The sequence below is a fragment of the Pseudomonas poae RE*1-1-14 genome, from assembly GCF_000336465.1.
In the GTDB taxonomy this organism is placed as follows: Bacteria; Pseudomonadota; Gammaproteobacteria; order Pseudomonadales; family Pseudomonadaceae; genus Aquipseudomonas; species Aquipseudomonas poae.
The window spans coordinates 251,899-266,401 of sequence record NC_020209.1 but is presented as its reverse complement, the minus strand read 5'-3'; the positions used below and the strand labels follow the sequence as shown (position 1 = coordinate 266,401).

Below are 14,503 nucleotides of genomic sequence, written 5' to 3'. Positions count from 1 at the left end.
CTCAGGTGCGCTCGGCCCAGGCCGCGCGGCTGAAAAATTTCATAGTGACCGCATGGATGCTGCCATCGGTGATCCATGGGTTCAAATGGGCATAGATCTGCTGCTGACGCTTGACCGGGCTGAGTGCCGCCAGTTCATCGCTAATCACGTTCAGCTGGAAATTGCAGCCTTCGCCTTCAACCTCTACGGTCGTTTCCGGCAGCTTTCCTTCGAGAAAGCTCTTAACTTCTAGGGCCTGCATGTTCAACCTCTATCGGCGCCCAGTGCGCACGGATCGCACATCATACAAAAAAGCCCCGCGCCTGCGAACCCCGCATAGCAGGACTCTGACGGGGGGCTTCTGTAATAACGTGTATTAAGGATGCGCCAACAGCTCGGTCAGACCGGAAACTTCGGCGATCTCGCGCATGTCCTCAGGCAACGCACGAATGCTGAATGGCTTGTTGGCCGCTTCGGCATCACGCATGAAGCACAGTAGCAAGGACAGGCCCACGCTGCTCGACTTGGTCACCGCCGAGCAATCAAGCACCACTGCAGGTGCGTCGCTGGCCTTGATCAGCGCCTGGCCCTGCTTGCGCAGGTCAGGCCCGGTGCGGTAATCCAGCACACCACTGAGGAACAGCTCGCCGGCAGCGCCGATACGAACAGCCGACTCGGTCATTGCGCAGACTTCCCGGCTTCCTTGTCGGAAGTTTCCTTGGCCTTGGCCACTTCACCGGCCCAGCCATTGATGGTCTTGTCCAGGTCGTTGCCATTGCGCTGCATCGCGTCGGCGAACTGGTCACGGAACAGTTTGCCAATGTTGATGCCATTGATGATCACGTTGCGCAGCTTCCACTCGCCCTTGACCTTCTCCAGCGTGTACTGCACAGGGTAAACCGCGCCGTTGTTGCCCTTGACGCTCATGTTGACGCTGGTGCGGTCACCCGATTCGTCGCCGGCCGGGGCCACGGTGATGCCCTGGTTGTTGTACTCGAGCAAGGCGTTACCGTAGAACTGGAACAGCCCGCGCTTGAAGTTTTCCTGGAAGGTCTGCATCTGCGCCGGGGTGGCCTTGCGCGAATACTTCACCGTCATGATGCTGCGGGAGATGCCTTCGGCATCCACCACGGGGCCCACGATGGTATTGAGCGCGTTGTAAAACTGGCTCGGGTCCTGTTTGTACTTTTCTTTGTTGGCCGTCAGGTCAGCCAACATCTTGTTGGTCGTGTCCTGCACCAGGTCGTGGGCAGAACCTGCCGCGTTTGCCATCAGCGGCAACGCTGCAAGCAGTACCAGCAGGCCACGTCGCAAGGTAGAGATCATGAACAGATTCCTCATTTGGCGTCTTTATTGACCGTGTTGAGCAGGAACTTACCGATCAGGTCTTCAAGCACCAGCGACGACTGCGTGTCGTGGATGGTCGAACCATCCTTGAGCAGGGCTGTTTCCCCACCCACGCTGACACCGATGTACTTCTCGCCCAGCAAACCCGCAGTAAGGATAGATGCCGTGGAGTCAGTCGGCAGGTTATCCACCTTCTTGTCCAGTTGCATCGTCACTCGCCCGGTGAAGCTGTCGCGGTCCAGATCGATTGCCGTGACCTTGCCGATGGTGACACCGGCCATGGTCACTTTAGCTCTGACCGTCAAACCGGCGATATTGTCGAAGTATGCGTAAAGTTTATAGGTATCGGCGGTAGGGCTGGCCGAAAGACCGCTGACCCGCAGGGCCAGCAACAGTAAAGCCAGGATGCCAGCCAGCAAGAAAAGGCCGACACCGATTTCCACAGTGCGGTTTTGCATCAGAAGTCTCCAAACATCAAGGCGGTCAAAATGAAGTCAAGGCCCAGTACCGCCAGCGAGGCGTACACAACGGTCTTGGTGGTGGCACGGCTGATCCCCTCGGATGTGGGCTCACAGTCATAGCCTTGGAATACGGCAATCCAGGTCACGACAAACGCGAAGACAATGCTCTTTATGATGCCGTTGAGCACGTCACCCGTGAAGGTCACGCTGTTTTGCATGTTGGCCCAGTAGGAACCGTCATAGACGCCCAGCCAGTCCACCGCCACCCACGAACCGCCCCAGATACCCACCACGCTGAAAATCATCGCCAGCAACGGCAGGGAAATGAAGCCGGCCCACAGGCGCGGGGCAACGATGTACTTGAGCGGGTCCACGCCGATCATTTCCAGGCTGGACAACTGCTCGGTGGATTTCATGTTGCCAATTTCGGCGGTCAACGCAGAACCTGCGCGCCCGGCGAACAGCAGCGCGGTAACCACCGGCCCCAGCTCACGCAACAGCGTCAGGGCAACCATCTGGCCCACCGCCTGTTCCGAGCCGTAGCTTGAAAGGATGTTGAACCCTTGCAGCGCCAGCACCATGCCGATGAACACCCCGGACACCACGATGATGACCAGCGACATCACGCCCACGGCGTGCAATTGCTTGATCAGCAGGCCAAAGCCACCGCCGATGCCACCGCGCCCCAGTAGGGCATGGAACAGGAAAATGGTCGAACGACCCAGCACTTCGATGATATCGATGCCGGACCGACCGAAAAGGCGGACCTTCTCGATGAGAGATGTCTTGCGCATCAACGCTTCCCCAGAAGGTCTGAGCGGTAATCCGCTGCCGGAAAATGAAAGGGCACCGGACCGTCGGGATCACCGGTCATGAATTGACGAATGCGCGGGTTGTCGGCGTTCATCAGCTCTTCGGGCGTGCCCTGCCCCAGCACCTGACCATCGCCGACTACATACAGGTAGTCGGCGATGCTCGCGGTTTCGGCCAGGTCGTGGGACACCACGATACTGGTGATGCCCAGCGCATCGTTAAGCAGACGGATCAGACGCACCAGCACGCCCATGGCGATCGGGTCCTGACCAACGAAAGGCTCGTCGTACATGAGGATCTGCGGATCCAGCGCAATGGCTCGCGCCAGCGCGACACGGCGCTTCATGCCGCCGGACAGTTCGTCGGGCATCAGGTCGATGGCACCGCGAAGGCCGACGGCCTGCAGTTTCAACAACACGATGTCGCGAATCATCTCGTCGGACAGCTGGGTGTGCACCCGCAGCGGGAAGGCCACGTTCTCGAAAACGTCCAGGTCCGTGAACAGCGCGCCGCTCTGGAACAGCACGCCCATGTGCTTGCGCGCGTCGAACAGATCGCTGCGCGACAGCGTCGGCAGGTTCTGGCCGTTGACCCACACTTCGCCCGCGCTGGGCCGCAACTGCATGCCCATCAGACGCAACAGGGTGGTCTTGCCGCAACCGGAAGGCCCCATGATGCCCGTGACCTTGCCGCGGGGAATGCGAATATCGACGTTATTGAAGATGCTGCGCGTCCCGCGCTTGAAGGAAAGGCCCTTCAGCTCGACCGCGTAGGCGTTATCGGCACTCATCTAAACTCCTTGGGATGCGGACTCACACTCAGACACCACGTGAACGACAAACGTTTGCACGCTTGCGCAATATAAATAGCCGCGTGTACTGGGCGGGCCGAACAAGCGGCGAACTATATCACCGCTGGTGCAGAGCCCCCAAGGCCGGAACATCGCTCGTTCAGAATCAGGACAGCGAAAAAAACGCGAGGTATGTAACTGAGTGTAAATTTGAGCCCATCGAATAAAGCCTGACGAACTAGCGTGAGGGAATTGTTCATTACCGCTATAATCGCCGACTTTTCGTCAGGCTATACGACTTCAGACATGAGCCAATCCAGCGACCTCATTCAATCCGCACAACGTACGATCCGCCTGGAGCTTGAGGCCGTAGAAGGCCTGCTGGCCCACATCGACGCGGATTTCGTACGCGCCTGCGAGCTGATTCTGGCCAGCAAGGGCCGCGTTGTGGTGGTCGGCATGGGCAAATCCGGCCACGTTGGCAATAAAATTGCCGCCACCCTGGCAAGCACCGGCACCACTGCGTTTTTCGTGCACCCGGCTGAAGCCAGTCATGGCGATATGGGCATGATCACCCGCGACGACGTGATCCTGGCCCTGTCCAACTCCGGCACCACCAACGAAATCGTGACCCTGCTGCCGCTGATCAAACGCCTGGGCATCCAGATGATCAGCATCACCGGCAACCCGGAGTCGACACTGGCCAAGGCTGCCGAAGTCAATCTGAACGTACACGTGACCCACGAGGCCTGCCCGCTCAACCTGGCGCCGACGTCTTCCACCACCGCCACCCTGGTGATGGGCGACGCGCTCGCCGTGGCGCTGCTCGAAGCGCGCGGGTTCACCGCCGAGGACTTTGCATTTTCCCACCCCGGTGGCGCCCTGGGCCGCCGTCTGCTGCTCAAGGTGGAAAATGTGATGCATTCCGGGGATGAATTGCCCCACGTCCAACGCGGCACGCTGCTAAAAGATGCGCTGATGGAAATGACGCGCAAGGGCTTGGGCATGACCGTTATTCTTGAAGCGGACGGGCGACTGGCCGGCGTGTTCACTGACGGCGACCTGCGCCGCACCCTGGACCGCACCATTGATATCCACACGGCCACCATTGACGACGTGATGACACCCCACGGCAAGACGGCACGCCCCGAGATGCTGGCAGCCGAAGCGCTGAAGATCATGGAAGACCACAAGATCGGCGCGCTGGTGGTGGTCAATGCCGACGACCGCCCGATTGGCGCCCTGAACATGCACGACTTGCTGCGTGCGGGAGTGATGTAAATGAGCGACGACCTGCTGCAACGCGGCAAGCACATCAAACTGGCGATTTTCGACGTAGACGGCGTGCTGACCGACGGCCGCCTGTACTTTCTCGAAGACGGCAGCGAATTCAAGACGTTCAACACCCTCGACGGCCAGGGCATCAAGATGTTGATGGCCGCAGGCGTGCAAACGGCCATTATCAGTGGTCGAAAAACACCGGTTGTGGAACGCCGCGCACAAAACCTGGGGATTCCTCACCTGTATCAGGGCCGTGAGGATAAACTGGTGGTGCTCGACGAGCTTCTTGGCCAACTCAACCTAAGCTATGAGCAGGTCGCCTACCTGGGTGATGACTTGCCGGACCTGCCGGTGATTCGCCGGGTGGGTCTGGGCATGGCTGTCGCCAATGCTGCCGCGTTCGTGCGTGAACACGCCCATGGCATCACGACCGCACGCGGCGGTGAAGGCGCCGCCCGCGAGTTCTGCGAGTTGATCCTGCGTGCCCAGGGCCGCCTTGAAGCGGCCCACGCCGCCTACCTATAGAGCGTTTTATGCTGAGCAAAAAGATTCGCAACTTCCTGTTATTCGGGGTCATTGCCGCGCTGTTTCTCGCGGTAGGCTACTGGAATATCAGCCCGGAGCGCTTTCTCGACCAGCCTGTTGCGCAGGCTGACGAAGGGGTTATCGACTATTACGCCACCAACGCCTACAGCGTGCAGTTCCTGCCCGATGGCAAGGTGCAATACGAGATGACATCGGACAAGGTCGAGCATTTGAAGGCTTCCGAAGTCACCCTGCTGACCAACCCGGACCTGAATTTGTACCGTGGCACCGAGTTCCCGTGGCACGTGACCAGCAAGCGTGGCGAGGTCAACCCGGACGGCACCGAGGTGGAATTGATCGACTCGGTGCGCGTCGCACGTACTGACGCACAGAACCGCGACACCATCATTACCAGCAGTCGCATGACCGTATTCCCACAAAGGCAATATGCGCAGACCGAGCAAGACGTTAGAATCGACGGCGCTGGCGGTGTATCGACTGGCAAGGGAATGAAAGCGTATTTGAAAGAAAGCAGGATACACCTGCTATCGAACGTAAGAGGACAGTATGAGGCTCGTTAAAACTCTCCCTATTTTGCTCGGTCTGGGCGCAGCACTGGGAAGCGTGAGCGCCTGGGCTCTGCCGAACGATAGCCAGCAACCGATCCATATTTCGGCTGACGATGCTCAGCTCGATGACAAGCAAGGCGTCGCGACCTACACCGGCGGCGTCATCATCACCCAGGGCTCGATGAAGATCACCGGCAACACGGTGACTCTCACGCGCACCCCGGCTGGCGACATCGACGTGGTGACATCGGTGGGCAACCTGGCCTACTTCGAACAGAAGCAGGCCCCTGCCGATACCGGCCCGATGAAGGGCTACGGCAAGATCATCCAGTATCACGCCCAGCAGAATCGCATTGTGCTGATCGACCAGGCCAAGGTGCTGAGCCCCGACGGCAACTCCACGGAAGGTGAAAAGATCACCTATGACACCGTGAAGCAGATCGCCAACGCCGGCCGCGCCAATGGCTCCAAGGTCACTGCACCGCGTCCGCGTATCGACATGGTTATCCAGCCGAAGAAGAAGGCCGAGTAATGGCAACCCTGAAAGCCCAGCATCTGGCCAAGGCCTACAAAAGCCGTCAGGTCGTGCGCGACGTCAGCCTGTCGATCGACAGCGGCCAGATCGTCGGCTTGCTCGGCCCCAACGGCGCCGGCAAGACCACCTGCTTCTATATGATCGTGGGTTTAGTCCAGGCCGACCAGGGCCGCGTGCTGATCGACGACCTCGATGTCAGCCACCAACCCATGCACGGTCGTGCACGCGCCGGTATCGGTTATCTGCCACAGGAAGCGTCGATCTTCCGCAAACTGTCGGTGGCCGACAACATCATGGCGATCCTCGAGACCCGCAAGGAACTCGACCGCGACGGCCGCCGTCAGGAGCTCGAAAGCCTGCTGCAGGAATTTCACATCAACCACATTCGCGACAACCTCGGCATGAGCTTGTCCGGTGGCGAGCGTCGCCGCGTGGAAATCGCCCGCGCCCTGGCCACTGCGCCCAAGTTCATCCTGCTGGACGAACCGTTTGCCGGCGTCGACCCGATCTCGGTCGGCGATATCAAGCAGATCATCCATCATCTGAAGGCCAAGGGCATCGGTGTGCTGATCACTGACCACAACGTCCGTGAGACCCTCGATATTTGCGAAACCGCCTATATCGTCAACGATGGCCAACTGATCGCCGAAGGCGATTCGGCGACTATCCTGGCCAACGAACTGGTCAAGGAAGTGTACCTGGGTCACGAGTTCCGCCTGTAGACACGGTGGTATCAGGGCGTTCGCCAACGAGCGCGCGAGTCAATGAAGACCTCGGTATTTTTATTGTCATCGCGCTCTAGGCAAAGCACCCGATATCAGGCATATAATTTGCTTATGTTTGGCGCTCGCGCGCCCTGTCGTGGATGGCGCATTGCGCCGGCGAATAAGGTGTTAAGCCCCTGCCATGAAACCATCGCTAGTCCTGAGAATGGGCCAGCAGCTGACGATGACACCGCAGCTGCAACAGGCCATCCGCCTGCTCCAATTGTCGACCCTGGACCTGCAACAGGAAATCCAGGAGGCTCTGGAGTCCAATCCGATGCTCGAACGCCAGGAAGAAGGCGACGACTTCGATAATGCAGACCCACTGGCCGACAACATCGAGCAAAAACCCAACCCGGACGTGCAGGAAACCTCCTATCAGGAAACCGCACCCACGGTGGACAACCTCGAGGAAGGCGACTGGAACGAACGCATTCCCAACGAACTGCCCGTGGACACTGCCTGGGAAGACGTCTATCAGACCAGCGCGAGCAGCCTGCCCAGCAATGACGATGACGAGTGGGACTTCACCACCCGCACGTCCGTGGGCGAAAGCCTGCAGAGCCACTTGCTGTGGCAATTGAACCTGGCGCCGATGTCCGACACCGATCGCCTGATCGCCGTCACCCTGATCGACTGCATCAACAACCAGGGCTATCTGGACGAGACGCTCGACGAAATTCTGGAAGCCTTCGACCCGGAACTGGATATCGAACTGGACGAAATCGAAGCCGTTCTGCATCGCATCCAGCAGTTCGAGCCTGCCGGCATTGGTGCGCGCAACCTCAGTGAATGCCTGCTGCTGCAATTGCGTCAATTGCCCGCCAAGACGCCATGGCTCACCGAAGCCCAGCGCCTTGTCACCGACTACATCGACTTGCTGGGCAGCCGTGACTACAGCCAGCTGATGCGTCGCATGAAGCTCAAGGAAGATGAGCTGCGCCAGGTCATCGAGCTGGTGCAGAGCCTCAACCCGCGTCCGGGCTCGCAGATCGAGTCCAGCGAAGCCGAATACGTGGTCCCCGACGTGATCGTCCGCAAGGACAACGAGCGTTGGCTGGTTGAGCTTAACCAGGAATCCGTGCCCCGGCTGCGGGTCAACCCGCAATACGCCGGCTTTGTACGCCGCGCCGACACCAGCGCCGACAACACCTTCATGCGCAACCAGTTGCAGGAAGCCCGCTGGTTCATCAAGAGCCTGCAAAGCCGCAACGAAACCCTGATGAAAGTCGCCACCCAGATCGTCGAACACCAGCGCGGCTTCCTGGAGTACGGCGACGAGGCGATGAAACCGCTGGTATTGCACGATATCGCTGAAGCGGTGGGCATGCACGAATCGACGATTTCGCGAGTGACCACCCAGAAATTCATGCATACCCCGCGGGGTATATATGAGCTGAAATACTTTTTCTCCAGCCACGTCAGCACCTCCGAAGGCGGCGAATGCTCATCCACGGCAATTCGCGCGATTATCAAAAAACTGGTTGCTGCGGAAAATCAGAAAAAGCCATTGAGTGACAGTAAGATCGCTGGTTTACTGGAAGCACAAGGCATTCAGGTCGCCCGTCGAACCGTCGCCAAGTATCGCGAATCCCTTGGGATTGCGCCTTCCAGCGAGCGTAAGCGTTTGATGTGACGGGCGAGCCACAGCGTTCCAGTGGCAGGCGCTTTTCGCCTGTCGCTTTATGCACTGGCAACGAAGGAGAAGCTGTATGCAAGTCAACATCAGTGGACACCAGCTGGAAGTCACCAAGCCCCTGCGTGAATACACCGAGAGCAAGCTGAACAAGCTTGCGGGGCATTTCGACAAGATCACCAACGTGCAGGTCATCATGGAGGTCGACAAGCTCAAGCAGAAAATCGAAGCCACCCTGCACGTACCGAATGCCAAGCTCGTCGCCAATGCGGAACACGAAGACATGTACGCGGCGATTGACTCGCTCTACGACAAGCTCGACCGCCAACTCATAAAGCATAAGGAAAAGAATCTGCACCTGATGCAAGGTACAGGTCGTTAACGCCTCCCCATGATCCGACTTGAAACCATCCTGACCCCCGGCCGTTCCCTGGTGAACGCGCCGGGTGGCAGCAAGAAAAAAGCCCTCGAACACATTGCCAACCTGATCAGCCGTGAAGTGCCCGAGCTGGATGAGCAGGTCGTGTTCAAGGCCCTGATCGACCGTGAAAAGCTGGGGTCCACCGGCTTTGGCAACGGCATCGCCATCCCTCACTGCCGACTCAAAGGCTGCGACACCCCCGTCAGCGCCTTGCTGCACCTGGAAAGACCCATCGATTTCGACGCCATCGACGGTGCCCCGGTCGACCTGCTCTTCGTTTTGCTGGTCCCGGAAGCGGCCACCGATGCTCACCTGGAACTGCTTCGGCAGATCGCCAGTATGCTCGACCGCAAGGAAGTACGTCATAAACTGCGCAACGCCAGCAGCAATGAGGCGTTGTATCAGGTTGTGCTGGACGAGCAATAACCATGCGCCTGATCATTGTCAGTGGCCGCTCCGGCTCGGGTAAGAGCACCGCACTCAACGTGCTTGAGGACAGCGGCTTTTATTGCATCGATAATTTGCCCGCCGGGCTGCTGCCGGAACTGGCCGAACGCGCGCTCATCCACACCGAACTGGCGCAACCTCTGGTCGCCGTCTCGATTGACGCCCGCAACCTGCCCAGCCACCTTTCGCGGTTCCCCGAACTGCTCGAAGAGGTGCGCGGCAAGCATATTCATTGTGACGTGCTGTACCTGGACGCGGACGAAGAGACGCTGCTCAAGCGCTTCTCCGAAACCCGCCGGCGCCACCCGCTGAGCAGCCCGAACCGTTCGCTGGCCGAAGCCATAGAGGACGAAACCAAGCTGCTGGGACCAATCATTGATCTGGCCGACCTGAAGATCAACACCACCAATCTGAACCTGTACCAGCTGCGCGACGCGATCAAGCTGCGCCTGCTCAATCAGCCTGAGCCTGGTACGGCCTTTCTGGTCGAGTCATTTGGCTTCAAGCGCGGCATGCCGGTGGATGCCGACCTGGTATTCGATGTGCGCTGCCTGCCCAATCCTTACTGGAAGCCGGAGCTACGTGAACAATCCGGGCTGGATCAGCCAGTGATCGATTACCTGGCCGCCCAGCCGGATGTGGAAGATATGTTCCAAGACATCTCCACCTACCTGCTCAAATGGCTGCCGCGCTTTGCCGCGAGTAATCGCGCTTATGTCACCATTGCCATTGGCTGCACCGGCGGCCATCACCGCTCTGTCTACCTGACCGAACGCCTCGGCCAGGTGCTGCAGCAAACCCTCAAGAACGTCCAGGTCCGCCACCGCGACCTAAGCTGAAAGGAACACCTGCGCGATGCCCGCTCTGGAAATTGAAATTATCAACAAGCTGGGCCTGCACGCCCGAGCTTCGGCAAAATTCGTCGGCGTTGCCGGGCAGTTTCCTTGCCAGATCCGCGCCGGGCGCACGCCGGAATCGATGGTCGACGGCAAAAGCATCATGGCAATGATGATGCTGGCTGCGGGCAAGGGCACCAAAATTCATCTGAACACCGAAGGTGAACAGGAGGATGAAGCAATGGCCGCACTGGTGGAGTTGATCAACAACAAGTTTGACGAAGGCGAATGACCCCAACGGGTGAGCAGGATCAGACCTTAACCCAGCGCAGTGTCCATCACCATCATCAAGCAGAACCCCAGGCACAATCCCAGACTGGCAAGCTTGTCGTGACCATTGCGCCGCGATTCCGGAATGACTTCGTGAGTCACCACCAGCAGCATCGCACCCGCAGCCAACGCCAGGCCCAGCGGCAACAGCACCTCGGCCAGGGTGACCAGCCAGGCACAGAGTACGGCGAACACCGGCTCCACCAGGCCTGAAGCGGCACCGATCAGAAATGCCTTGACCCGCGACATGCCTGCCCCCGCCAACACCAGCGCGATCACCAATCCTTCCGGTACATCCTGCAGCGCGATGCCCATCGCGAGGCTGTCGGCATCCGGCATGCCGCCACCGGCGGACACCCCCACGGCCATGCCTTCCGGAATGTTGTGGGCGATGATGGCAAATACAAACAACCAGATTCGAGGCGGAATGACCGGTTTATCCGGGGTGCCCACCAGCATCTCCGGGCTGGCACCGGAAACCTTGCGATCCACCAGATATAACCCGAATGCGCCCAGCATGATGCCGAAACTGATCAGGCCACCAGCGCCCCAGGGCGACAGCCCCAGGCTTTCGGCAGCGGAAATTCCCGGCACCACCAGCGAAAAGGCGGTCGCGGCCAGCATGACCCCCGCCCCGAAACCTAACAGCGTATCGCTCAAGGCCACCGGCATGCGCCGGATCACCAGTACGGGCACCGCGCCCAAGGCTGTGCCGAGCGCGCAGATCGCACCGCCCTGCAAGGCCCTCAGGATGCGCGGCTCCAGGTCCAGCCAGGCCAGGCCGTGGGCCACCAGCAATGCAGTTCCTGCCAGTAGCAGCAGCGAGCCAAACGCATAGCGAAACAATCGCACGCTGCTGATCGCCAGTGTTCCAGTACCCATAGTCGGCCTTAGGTCTTGTTGTGGAGATAAATGTCAGACCACAGCGGCCTGGTAGCGTGCAGAAACTTCAGGCCAGTTGATAACGCTGTAGAAGGCGTTGATGTACTCCGGGCGACGGTTCTGGTACAGCAGGTAATAAGCATGTTCCCAGACATCCAGACCCAGGATCGGGGTATTGCCGTTCATCAGAGGGCTGTCCTGGTTACCACTGCTTTCCACCACCAGGGTCTTTTGCGGAGTAACGCTCAGCCAGGCCCAACCGCTGCCGAAGCGGGTCAACGCCGCTTTGGTGAATGCGTCCTTGAAGCTGTCGAAGCCGCCCAATTGCTCATCGATCGCCTTGCCGAGTGCGCCTGCGGGCTTGCCGCCACCTTTGGGCGACATGACGGCCCAGAACAACGAGTGGTTGGCATGACCGCCGCCCTGGTTGATCACCGCGGCGCGCAATTTCTCGGGCAACTGCTGGACACTGGACACCAGCTTTTCAATCGGCCAGTCGGCAAACTCAGTGCCCTCAACCGCAGCGTTCAGGTTGTTGATATAGGTCTGATGGTGCTTGGTGTAGTGGATTTCCATGGTTTGCGCATCGATGTGCGGCTCCAGGGCGTCGTAAGCGTAGGGCAAGGCAGGCAAGGTGTAGCTCATATCAATGTGCTCCGTATTGAGACGGGATCGGTTGCACCGCGGTACCGCCCAGCAGGCGGTGGGTGCGTGGATATTCACCGTGATCGCTGATGAAATTCAGCAGTTCGACGTAGGTTTTGCTGCTTTGGCGCAACGCCGCCTCGCGCAATTGCGGTCGCAGACGCGAGTCCTGCATGGTCTGCAAGAGGCGCTGATGGACGGCACAGAGGTATTCAGCGCTTTCCTCAGGCTGGTTTAGCCGCAGGTGCAGGTCCGCCAGGTTGTGATGGGAAATGACGCAGGCGGCCACCGCTTCGTCGGCATCTGCCCAGCGTTCGAACAGCACTTGCGCCAGGGCCAGGGCTTGCAGGTAGGCTTCGCGAGCGTCCACCAGTTCACCTGCCATAAAACAGCGATTGGCCCGTTCGATCGTGCGTTTCCAGTGCTCCATGATGAGCCTCCAAAGCGGGGTCGGTGATTACACGCCGCCGGCCGTGAGTTTTTCCGGGTCCAGCAGGACCTCCAGTTGGCTGCGCGGCAAGTCAGTGTGTTCAAGGGCGACATCGATCACCGGGCGACCTTGCTGATAGGCCTTCTTGGCAATTTCCGCCGCCTTCTGGTAACCAATGATCGGGTTGAGTGCGGTCACCAGGATCGGGTTGCGCGACAACGCTTCCTTGAGCCTGGCTTCGTTGACCTTGAAGCCGGCAATCGCCTTGTCTGCCAGCAGACGGCTGGAGTTGCCCAGCAGCTCGAGGCTGCTGAGCAGGTTCTGGGCGATGATCGGCAGCATCACGTTGAGTTCGAAGTTGCCCGACTGGCCGGCGATGGTGATGACCGTGTCATTGCCGATCACCTGCGCGGCGACCATGGCCGTCGCCTCGGGGATCACCGGGTTGACCTTGCCGGGCATGATCGATGAGCCCGGCTGCAAGGCTTGCAATTCGATTTCGCCCAGGCCGGCCAATGGGCCGGAGTTCATCCAGCGCAGGTCATTGGCGATTTTCATCAGCGACACGGCGGTCGCCTTCAGTTGGCCCGACACGGCAACGGCGGTGTCCTGGGAGCCGATCAGCGCGAAAAGGTTCTTGCCGGGAGCGAACTTCACGCCGGTCAGGCTGCTCAGTTGCTGACTGAAGCGCACGGCGAATTCAGGATGTGCGTTGATGCCAGTGCCAACGGCAGTGCCGCCCTGGGCCAGGGCCTGCAGACTGGGCAGCAGGTCCTGCAGATGCCCGATATTGGCCTTGAGCTGCTGCGCCCAGCCATTGAGCACCTGGCTCATGCGTACCGGCATGGCGTCCATCAGGTGGGTGCGGCCGGTCTTGATGAACGGGTGCACCTGCTCGGCTTTCTGCTCGATCACCTGCACCAGATGCAGCAGCGCCGGCAACGTTTGCTCATGCAGCACCATTGCCGCGCTGACATGGATAGTGGTGGGGATGATGTCGTTGCTGCTTTGACCGCAGTTGACATGATCATTGGGGTCGACCCTCTCACCCAGCAGACGGCTGGCGAGGGTGGCGATCACTTCGTTGGCGTTCATGTTGGAGCTGGTGCCGGACCCGGTCTGGAAGATATCCACCGGGAAGTGGCGCATGAAGTCGCCTTCGAGCAGACCCTGGGCGGCATCGACGATGGCCTTGCCCTGCCCTTCGCTGAGCTGTTTGAGCTCGACATTGGCTTTGGCGGCGGCCGCCTTGGCCAGAATCAGCGCGCGAATGAAGGGCGCCGGCATGCGCTGGTGGCTGATCGGGAAGTTGTCCACGGCGCGCTGGGTCTGGGCGCCATAGAGCGCTTCGGCCGGTACGTGCAGTTCGCCCATGCTGTCGCGTTCGATACGGGTGTTACTCATCGGAGGATCCTTGCGCCAGGTCAGAAACAGAAAGGGAGGGGCGCAATTGGCAGGTCGCCAATTGCCAGGCAAACGCCTGCCAGCGCTTGAGGCGACAGGCACAGCGGGAGAGTTTTTCCAGATCGCGCAGGGGGCGCCAGGCCTGGTCCAGGCACAGGGATCGCCAGTGCCACGGCAGGGCGATATCGCTGGCAGTGTCGATCAGCAAGCGGAATGAAGTTTCAGCGATTGTCCATGGGTGAGTCGCCGTACAGCACGCCAGGTATCGACCTTCGTTGAGGTAATGCTCGATCAGGCGCGGCTCGTTGGGATCGAGGCCGCAGCGAATCTGACGGCTCATCCAGCGCCAACTTTCGAGGTAGGGATCTTCATGCAGGACGGAGCTCATGATCCACACTCATTCAGTAA

21 protein-coding genes are annotated in these 14,503 nt (G+C 59.6%); 10 read left to right on the top strand and 11 right to left on the bottom strand.

Annotation, left to right across the window (positions count from 1 at the left end; translation table 11 throughout):
- Position 1 precedes the first annotated feature (1 nt).
- The 6 genes from H045_RS01250 to H045_RS01225 form a co-directional block, all read right to left on the bottom strand.
- A complete protein-coding gene (locus H045_RS01250; RefSeq protein ID WP_003188597.1) occupies positions 2 to 241 on the bottom strand; it encodes a BolA family protein in 240 nt (79 codons plus the stop codon).
- A gap of 114 nt (positions 242 to 355) precedes the next feature.
- Positions 356 to 661 carry an STAS domain-containing protein gene (locus H045_RS01245; RefSeq protein WP_004372071.1) on the bottom strand — a complete coding sequence of 102 codons (306 nt, stop codon included), beginning with the start codon at positions 659 to 661 and terminating at the stop codon, positions 356 to 358.
- Positions 658 to 1,305 (bottom strand): MlaC/ttg2D family ABC transporter substrate-binding protein, encoded by a 648-nt coding sequence (locus H045_RS01240; protein WP_004372074.1) that lies wholly within the window; start codon positions 1,303 to 1,305, stop codon positions 658 to 660. Before H045_RS01240 ends, H045_RS01245 begins: the two co-directional genes overlap by 4 nt.
- Positions 1,306 to 1,316: 11 nt before the next feature.
- Positions 1,317 to 1,784: an outer membrane lipid asymmetry maintenance protein MlaD gene (gene mlaD, locus H045_RS01235; RefSeq protein ID WP_003171814.1), complete on the bottom strand. Its 468-nt coding sequence runs from the start codon at positions 1,782 to 1,784 to the stop codon at positions 1,317 to 1,319.
- Positions 1,784 to 2,581, bottom strand: coding sequence for a lipid asymmetry maintenance ABC transporter permease subunit MlaE (gene mlaE / locus H045_RS01230; RefSeq protein ID WP_004372077.1), 798 nt, complete (start codon positions 2,579 to 2,581; stop codon positions 1,784 to 1,786). The genes mlaD and mlaE overlap by 1 nt, the downstream gene beginning before the upstream one ends.
- The gene (locus tag H045_RS01225) at positions 2,581 to 3,390 is read right to left on the bottom strand and encodes an ATP-binding cassette domain-containing protein (protein ID WP_003216128.1); all 810 of its coding nucleotides are present in this window, start codon (positions 3,388 to 3,390) and stop codon (positions 2,581 to 2,583) included. Before H045_RS01225 ends, mlaE begins: the two co-directional genes overlap by 1 nt.
- Positions 3,391 to 3,696: 306 nt before the next feature.
- Between H045_RS01225 and H045_RS01220 the strand changes: the two genes are divergently transcribed.
- The 10 genes from H045_RS01220 to H045_RS01175 all read left to right on the top strand — a co-directional run bounded on the left by H045_RS01220 (position 3,697) and on the right by H045_RS01175 (position 10,696).
- Entirely contained in the window at positions 3,697 to 4,671 is a 975-nt protein-coding gene (locus H045_RS01220; protein ID WP_015371180.1) for a KpsF/GutQ family sugar-phosphate isomerase, read from the top strand.
- Positions 4,672 to 5,196, top strand: a complete 525-nt coding sequence (locus H045_RS01215) for a KdsC family phosphatase (RefSeq protein WP_015371179.1) — start codon at positions 4,672 to 4,674, stop codon at positions 5,194 to 5,196. It begins immediately after the preceding gene.
- A gap of 8 nt (positions 5,197 to 5,204) precedes the next feature.
- Positions 5,205 to 5,777, top strand: a complete 573-nt coding sequence (gene lptC, locus H045_RS01210; protein WP_015371178.1) for an LPS export ABC transporter periplasmic protein LptC — start codon at positions 5,205 to 5,207, stop codon at positions 5,775 to 5,777.
- Entirely contained in the window at positions 5,764 to 6,297 is a 534-nt protein-coding gene (lptA, locus tag H045_RS01205) for a lipopolysaccharide transport periplasmic protein LptA (protein ID WP_041931413.1), read from the top strand. The genes lptC and lptA overlap by 14 nt, the downstream gene beginning before the upstream one ends.
- Complete coding sequence (lptB, locus tag H045_RS01200) at positions 6,297 to 7,022, top strand: LPS export ABC transporter ATP-binding protein (protein ID WP_004372092.1); 726 nt, start codon at positions 6,297 to 6,299, stop codon at positions 7,020 to 7,022. Before lptA ends, lptB begins: the two co-directional genes overlap by 1 nt.
- Positions 7,023 to 7,206: 184 nt before the next feature.
- The gene (locus tag H045_RS01195) at positions 7,207 to 8,700 is read left to right on the top strand and encodes an RNA polymerase factor sigma-54 (RefSeq protein ID WP_015371176.1); all 1,494 of its coding nucleotides are present in this window, start codon (positions 7,207 to 7,209) and stop codon (positions 8,698 to 8,700) included.
- 76 nt (positions 8,701 to 8,776) lie between these two features.
- The gene (hpf, locus tag H045_RS01190) at positions 8,777 to 9,082 is read left to right on the top strand and encodes a ribosome hibernation-promoting factor, HPF/YfiA family (protein WP_003171804.1); all 306 of its coding nucleotides are present in this window, start codon (positions 8,777 to 8,779) and stop codon (positions 9,080 to 9,082) included.
- A 9-nt stretch (positions 9,083 to 9,091) separates the two neighbouring features.
- Complete coding sequence (ptsN, locus tag H045_RS01185) at positions 9,092 to 9,547, top strand: PTS IIA-like nitrogen regulatory protein PtsN (RefSeq protein WP_004372099.1); 456 nt, start codon at positions 9,092 to 9,094, stop codon at positions 9,545 to 9,547.
- A 2-nt stretch (positions 9,548 to 9,549) separates the two neighbouring features.
- Positions 9,550 to 10,407, top strand: a complete 858-nt coding sequence (gene rapZ / locus H045_RS01180; protein ID WP_004372101.1) for an RNase adapter RapZ — start codon at positions 9,550 to 9,552, stop codon at positions 10,405 to 10,407.
- A 16-nt stretch (positions 10,408 to 10,423) separates the two neighbouring features.
- Positions 10,424 to 10,696 carry an HPr family phosphocarrier protein gene (locus tag H045_RS01175; RefSeq protein WP_004372103.1) on the top strand — a complete coding sequence of 91 codons (273 nt, stop codon included), beginning with the start codon at positions 10,424 to 10,426 and terminating at the stop codon, positions 10,694 to 10,696.
- Between the two features lie 26 nt (positions 10,697 to 10,722).
- On the opposite strand, the gene H045_RS01170 is transcribed toward H045_RS01175, so the two are convergent.
- Genes H045_RS01170 through H045_RS01150 form a run of 5 tightly spaced genes read right to left on the bottom strand, consistent with a single transcriptional unit; the run spans position 10,723 to position 14,483 of the window.
- Complete coding sequence (locus H045_RS01170) at positions 10,723 to 11,616, bottom strand: ZIP family metal transporter (RefSeq protein WP_015371175.1); 894 nt, start codon at positions 11,614 to 11,616, stop codon at positions 10,723 to 10,725.
- A gap of 33 nt (positions 11,617 to 11,649) precedes the next feature.
- Positions 11,650 to 12,261 carry a superoxide dismutase gene (locus tag H045_RS01165; protein WP_004372107.1) on the bottom strand — a complete coding sequence of 204 codons (612 nt, stop codon included), beginning with the start codon at positions 12,259 to 12,261 and terminating at the stop codon, positions 11,650 to 11,652.
- A gap of 1 nt (position 12,262) precedes the next feature.
- Positions 12,263 to 12,691 (bottom strand): hypothetical protein, encoded by a 429-nt coding sequence (locus H045_RS01160; protein ID WP_004372109.1) that lies wholly within the window; start codon positions 12,689 to 12,691, stop codon positions 12,263 to 12,265.
- A 27-nt stretch (positions 12,692 to 12,718) separates the two neighbouring features.
- The gene (locus tag H045_RS01155) at positions 12,719 to 14,095 is read right to left on the bottom strand and encodes a class II fumarate hydratase (RefSeq protein WP_015371174.1); all 1,377 of its coding nucleotides are present in this window, start codon (positions 14,093 to 14,095) and stop codon (positions 12,719 to 12,721) included.
- Positions 14,088 to 14,483, bottom strand: a complete 396-nt coding sequence (locus tag H045_RS01150; protein WP_015371173.1) for a hypothetical protein — start codon at positions 14,481 to 14,483, stop codon at positions 14,088 to 14,090. The genes H045_RS01155 and H045_RS01150 overlap by 8 nt, the downstream gene beginning before the upstream one ends.
- Positions 14,484 to 14,503: the final 20 nt, after the last annotated feature.

Excerpts from the sequence above, each read along its gene's own strand:
- H045_RS01250 (WP_003188597.1), bottom strand. The coding sequence starts at position 241 with ATGCAGGCCCTAGAAGTTAAGAGCTTTCTCGAAGGAAAGCTGCCGGAA.
- H045_RS01245 (WP_004372071.1), bottom strand. The coding sequence starts at position 661 with ATGACCGAGTCGGCTGTTCGTATCGGCGCTGCCGGCGAGCTGTTCCTC.
- H045_RS01240 (WP_004372074.1), bottom strand. The coding sequence starts at position 1,305 with ATGATCTCTACCTTGCGACGTGGCCTGCTGGTACTGCTTGCAGCGTTG.
- mlaD (WP_003171814.1), bottom strand. The coding sequence starts at position 1,784 with ATGCAAAACCGCACTGTGGAAATCGGTGTCGGCCTTTTCTTGCTGGCT.
- mlaE (WP_004372077.1), bottom strand. The coding sequence starts at position 2,581 with ATGCGCAAGACATCTCTCATCGAGAAGGTCCGCCTTTTCGGTCGGTCC.
- H045_RS01225 (WP_003216128.1), bottom strand. The coding sequence starts at position 3,390 with ATGAGTGCCGATAACGCCTACGCGGTCGAGCTGAAGGGCCTTTCCTTC.
- H045_RS01220 (WP_015371180.1), top strand. The coding sequence starts at position 3,697 with ATGAGCCAATCCAGCGACCTCATTCAATCCGCACAACGTACGATCCGC.
- H045_RS01215 (WP_015371179.1), top strand. The coding sequence starts at position 4,672 with ATGAGCGACGACCTGCTGCAACGCGGCAAGCACATCAAACTGGCGATT.
- lptC (WP_015371178.1), top strand. The coding sequence starts at position 5,205 with ATGCTGAGCAAAAAGATTCGCAACTTCCTGTTATTCGGGGTCATTGCC.
- lptA (WP_041931413.1), top strand. The coding sequence starts at position 5,764 with ATGAGGCTCGTTAAAACTCTCCCTATTTTGCTCGGTCTGGGCGCAGCA.
- lptB (WP_004372092.1), top strand. The coding sequence starts at position 6,297 with ATGGCAACCCTGAAAGCCCAGCATCTGGCCAAGGCCTACAAAAGCCGT.
- H045_RS01195 (WP_015371176.1), top strand. The coding sequence starts at position 7,207 with ATGAAACCATCGCTAGTCCTGAGAATGGGCCAGCAGCTGACGATGACA.
- hpf (WP_003171804.1), top strand. The coding sequence starts at position 8,777 with ATGCAAGTCAACATCAGTGGACACCAGCTGGAAGTCACCAAGCCCCTG.
- ptsN (WP_004372099.1), top strand. The coding sequence starts at position 9,092 with ATGATCCGACTTGAAACCATCCTGACCCCCGGCCGTTCCCTGGTGAAC.
- rapZ (WP_004372101.1), top strand. The coding sequence starts at position 9,550 with ATGCGCCTGATCATTGTCAGTGGCCGCTCCGGCTCGGGTAAGAGCACC.
- H045_RS01175 (WP_004372103.1), top strand. The coding sequence starts at position 10,424 with ATGCCCGCTCTGGAAATTGAAATTATCAACAAGCTGGGCCTGCACGCC.
- H045_RS01170 (WP_015371175.1), bottom strand. The coding sequence starts at position 11,616 with ATGGGTACTGGAACACTGGCGATCAGCAGCGTGCGATTGTTTCGCTAT.
- H045_RS01165 (WP_004372107.1), bottom strand. The coding sequence starts at position 12,261 with ATGAGCTACACCTTGCCTGCCTTGCCCTACGCTTACGACGCCCTGGAG.
- H045_RS01160 (WP_004372109.1), bottom strand. The coding sequence starts at position 12,691 with ATGGAGCACTGGAAACGCACGATCGAACGGGCCAATCGCTGTTTTATG.
- H045_RS01155 (WP_015371174.1), bottom strand. The coding sequence starts at position 14,095 with ATGAGTAACACCCGTATCGAACGCGACAGCATGGGCGAACTGCACGTA.
- H045_RS01150 (WP_015371173.1), bottom strand. The coding sequence starts at position 14,483 with ATGAGCTCCGTCCTGCATGAAGATCCCTACCTCGAAAGTTGGCGCTGG.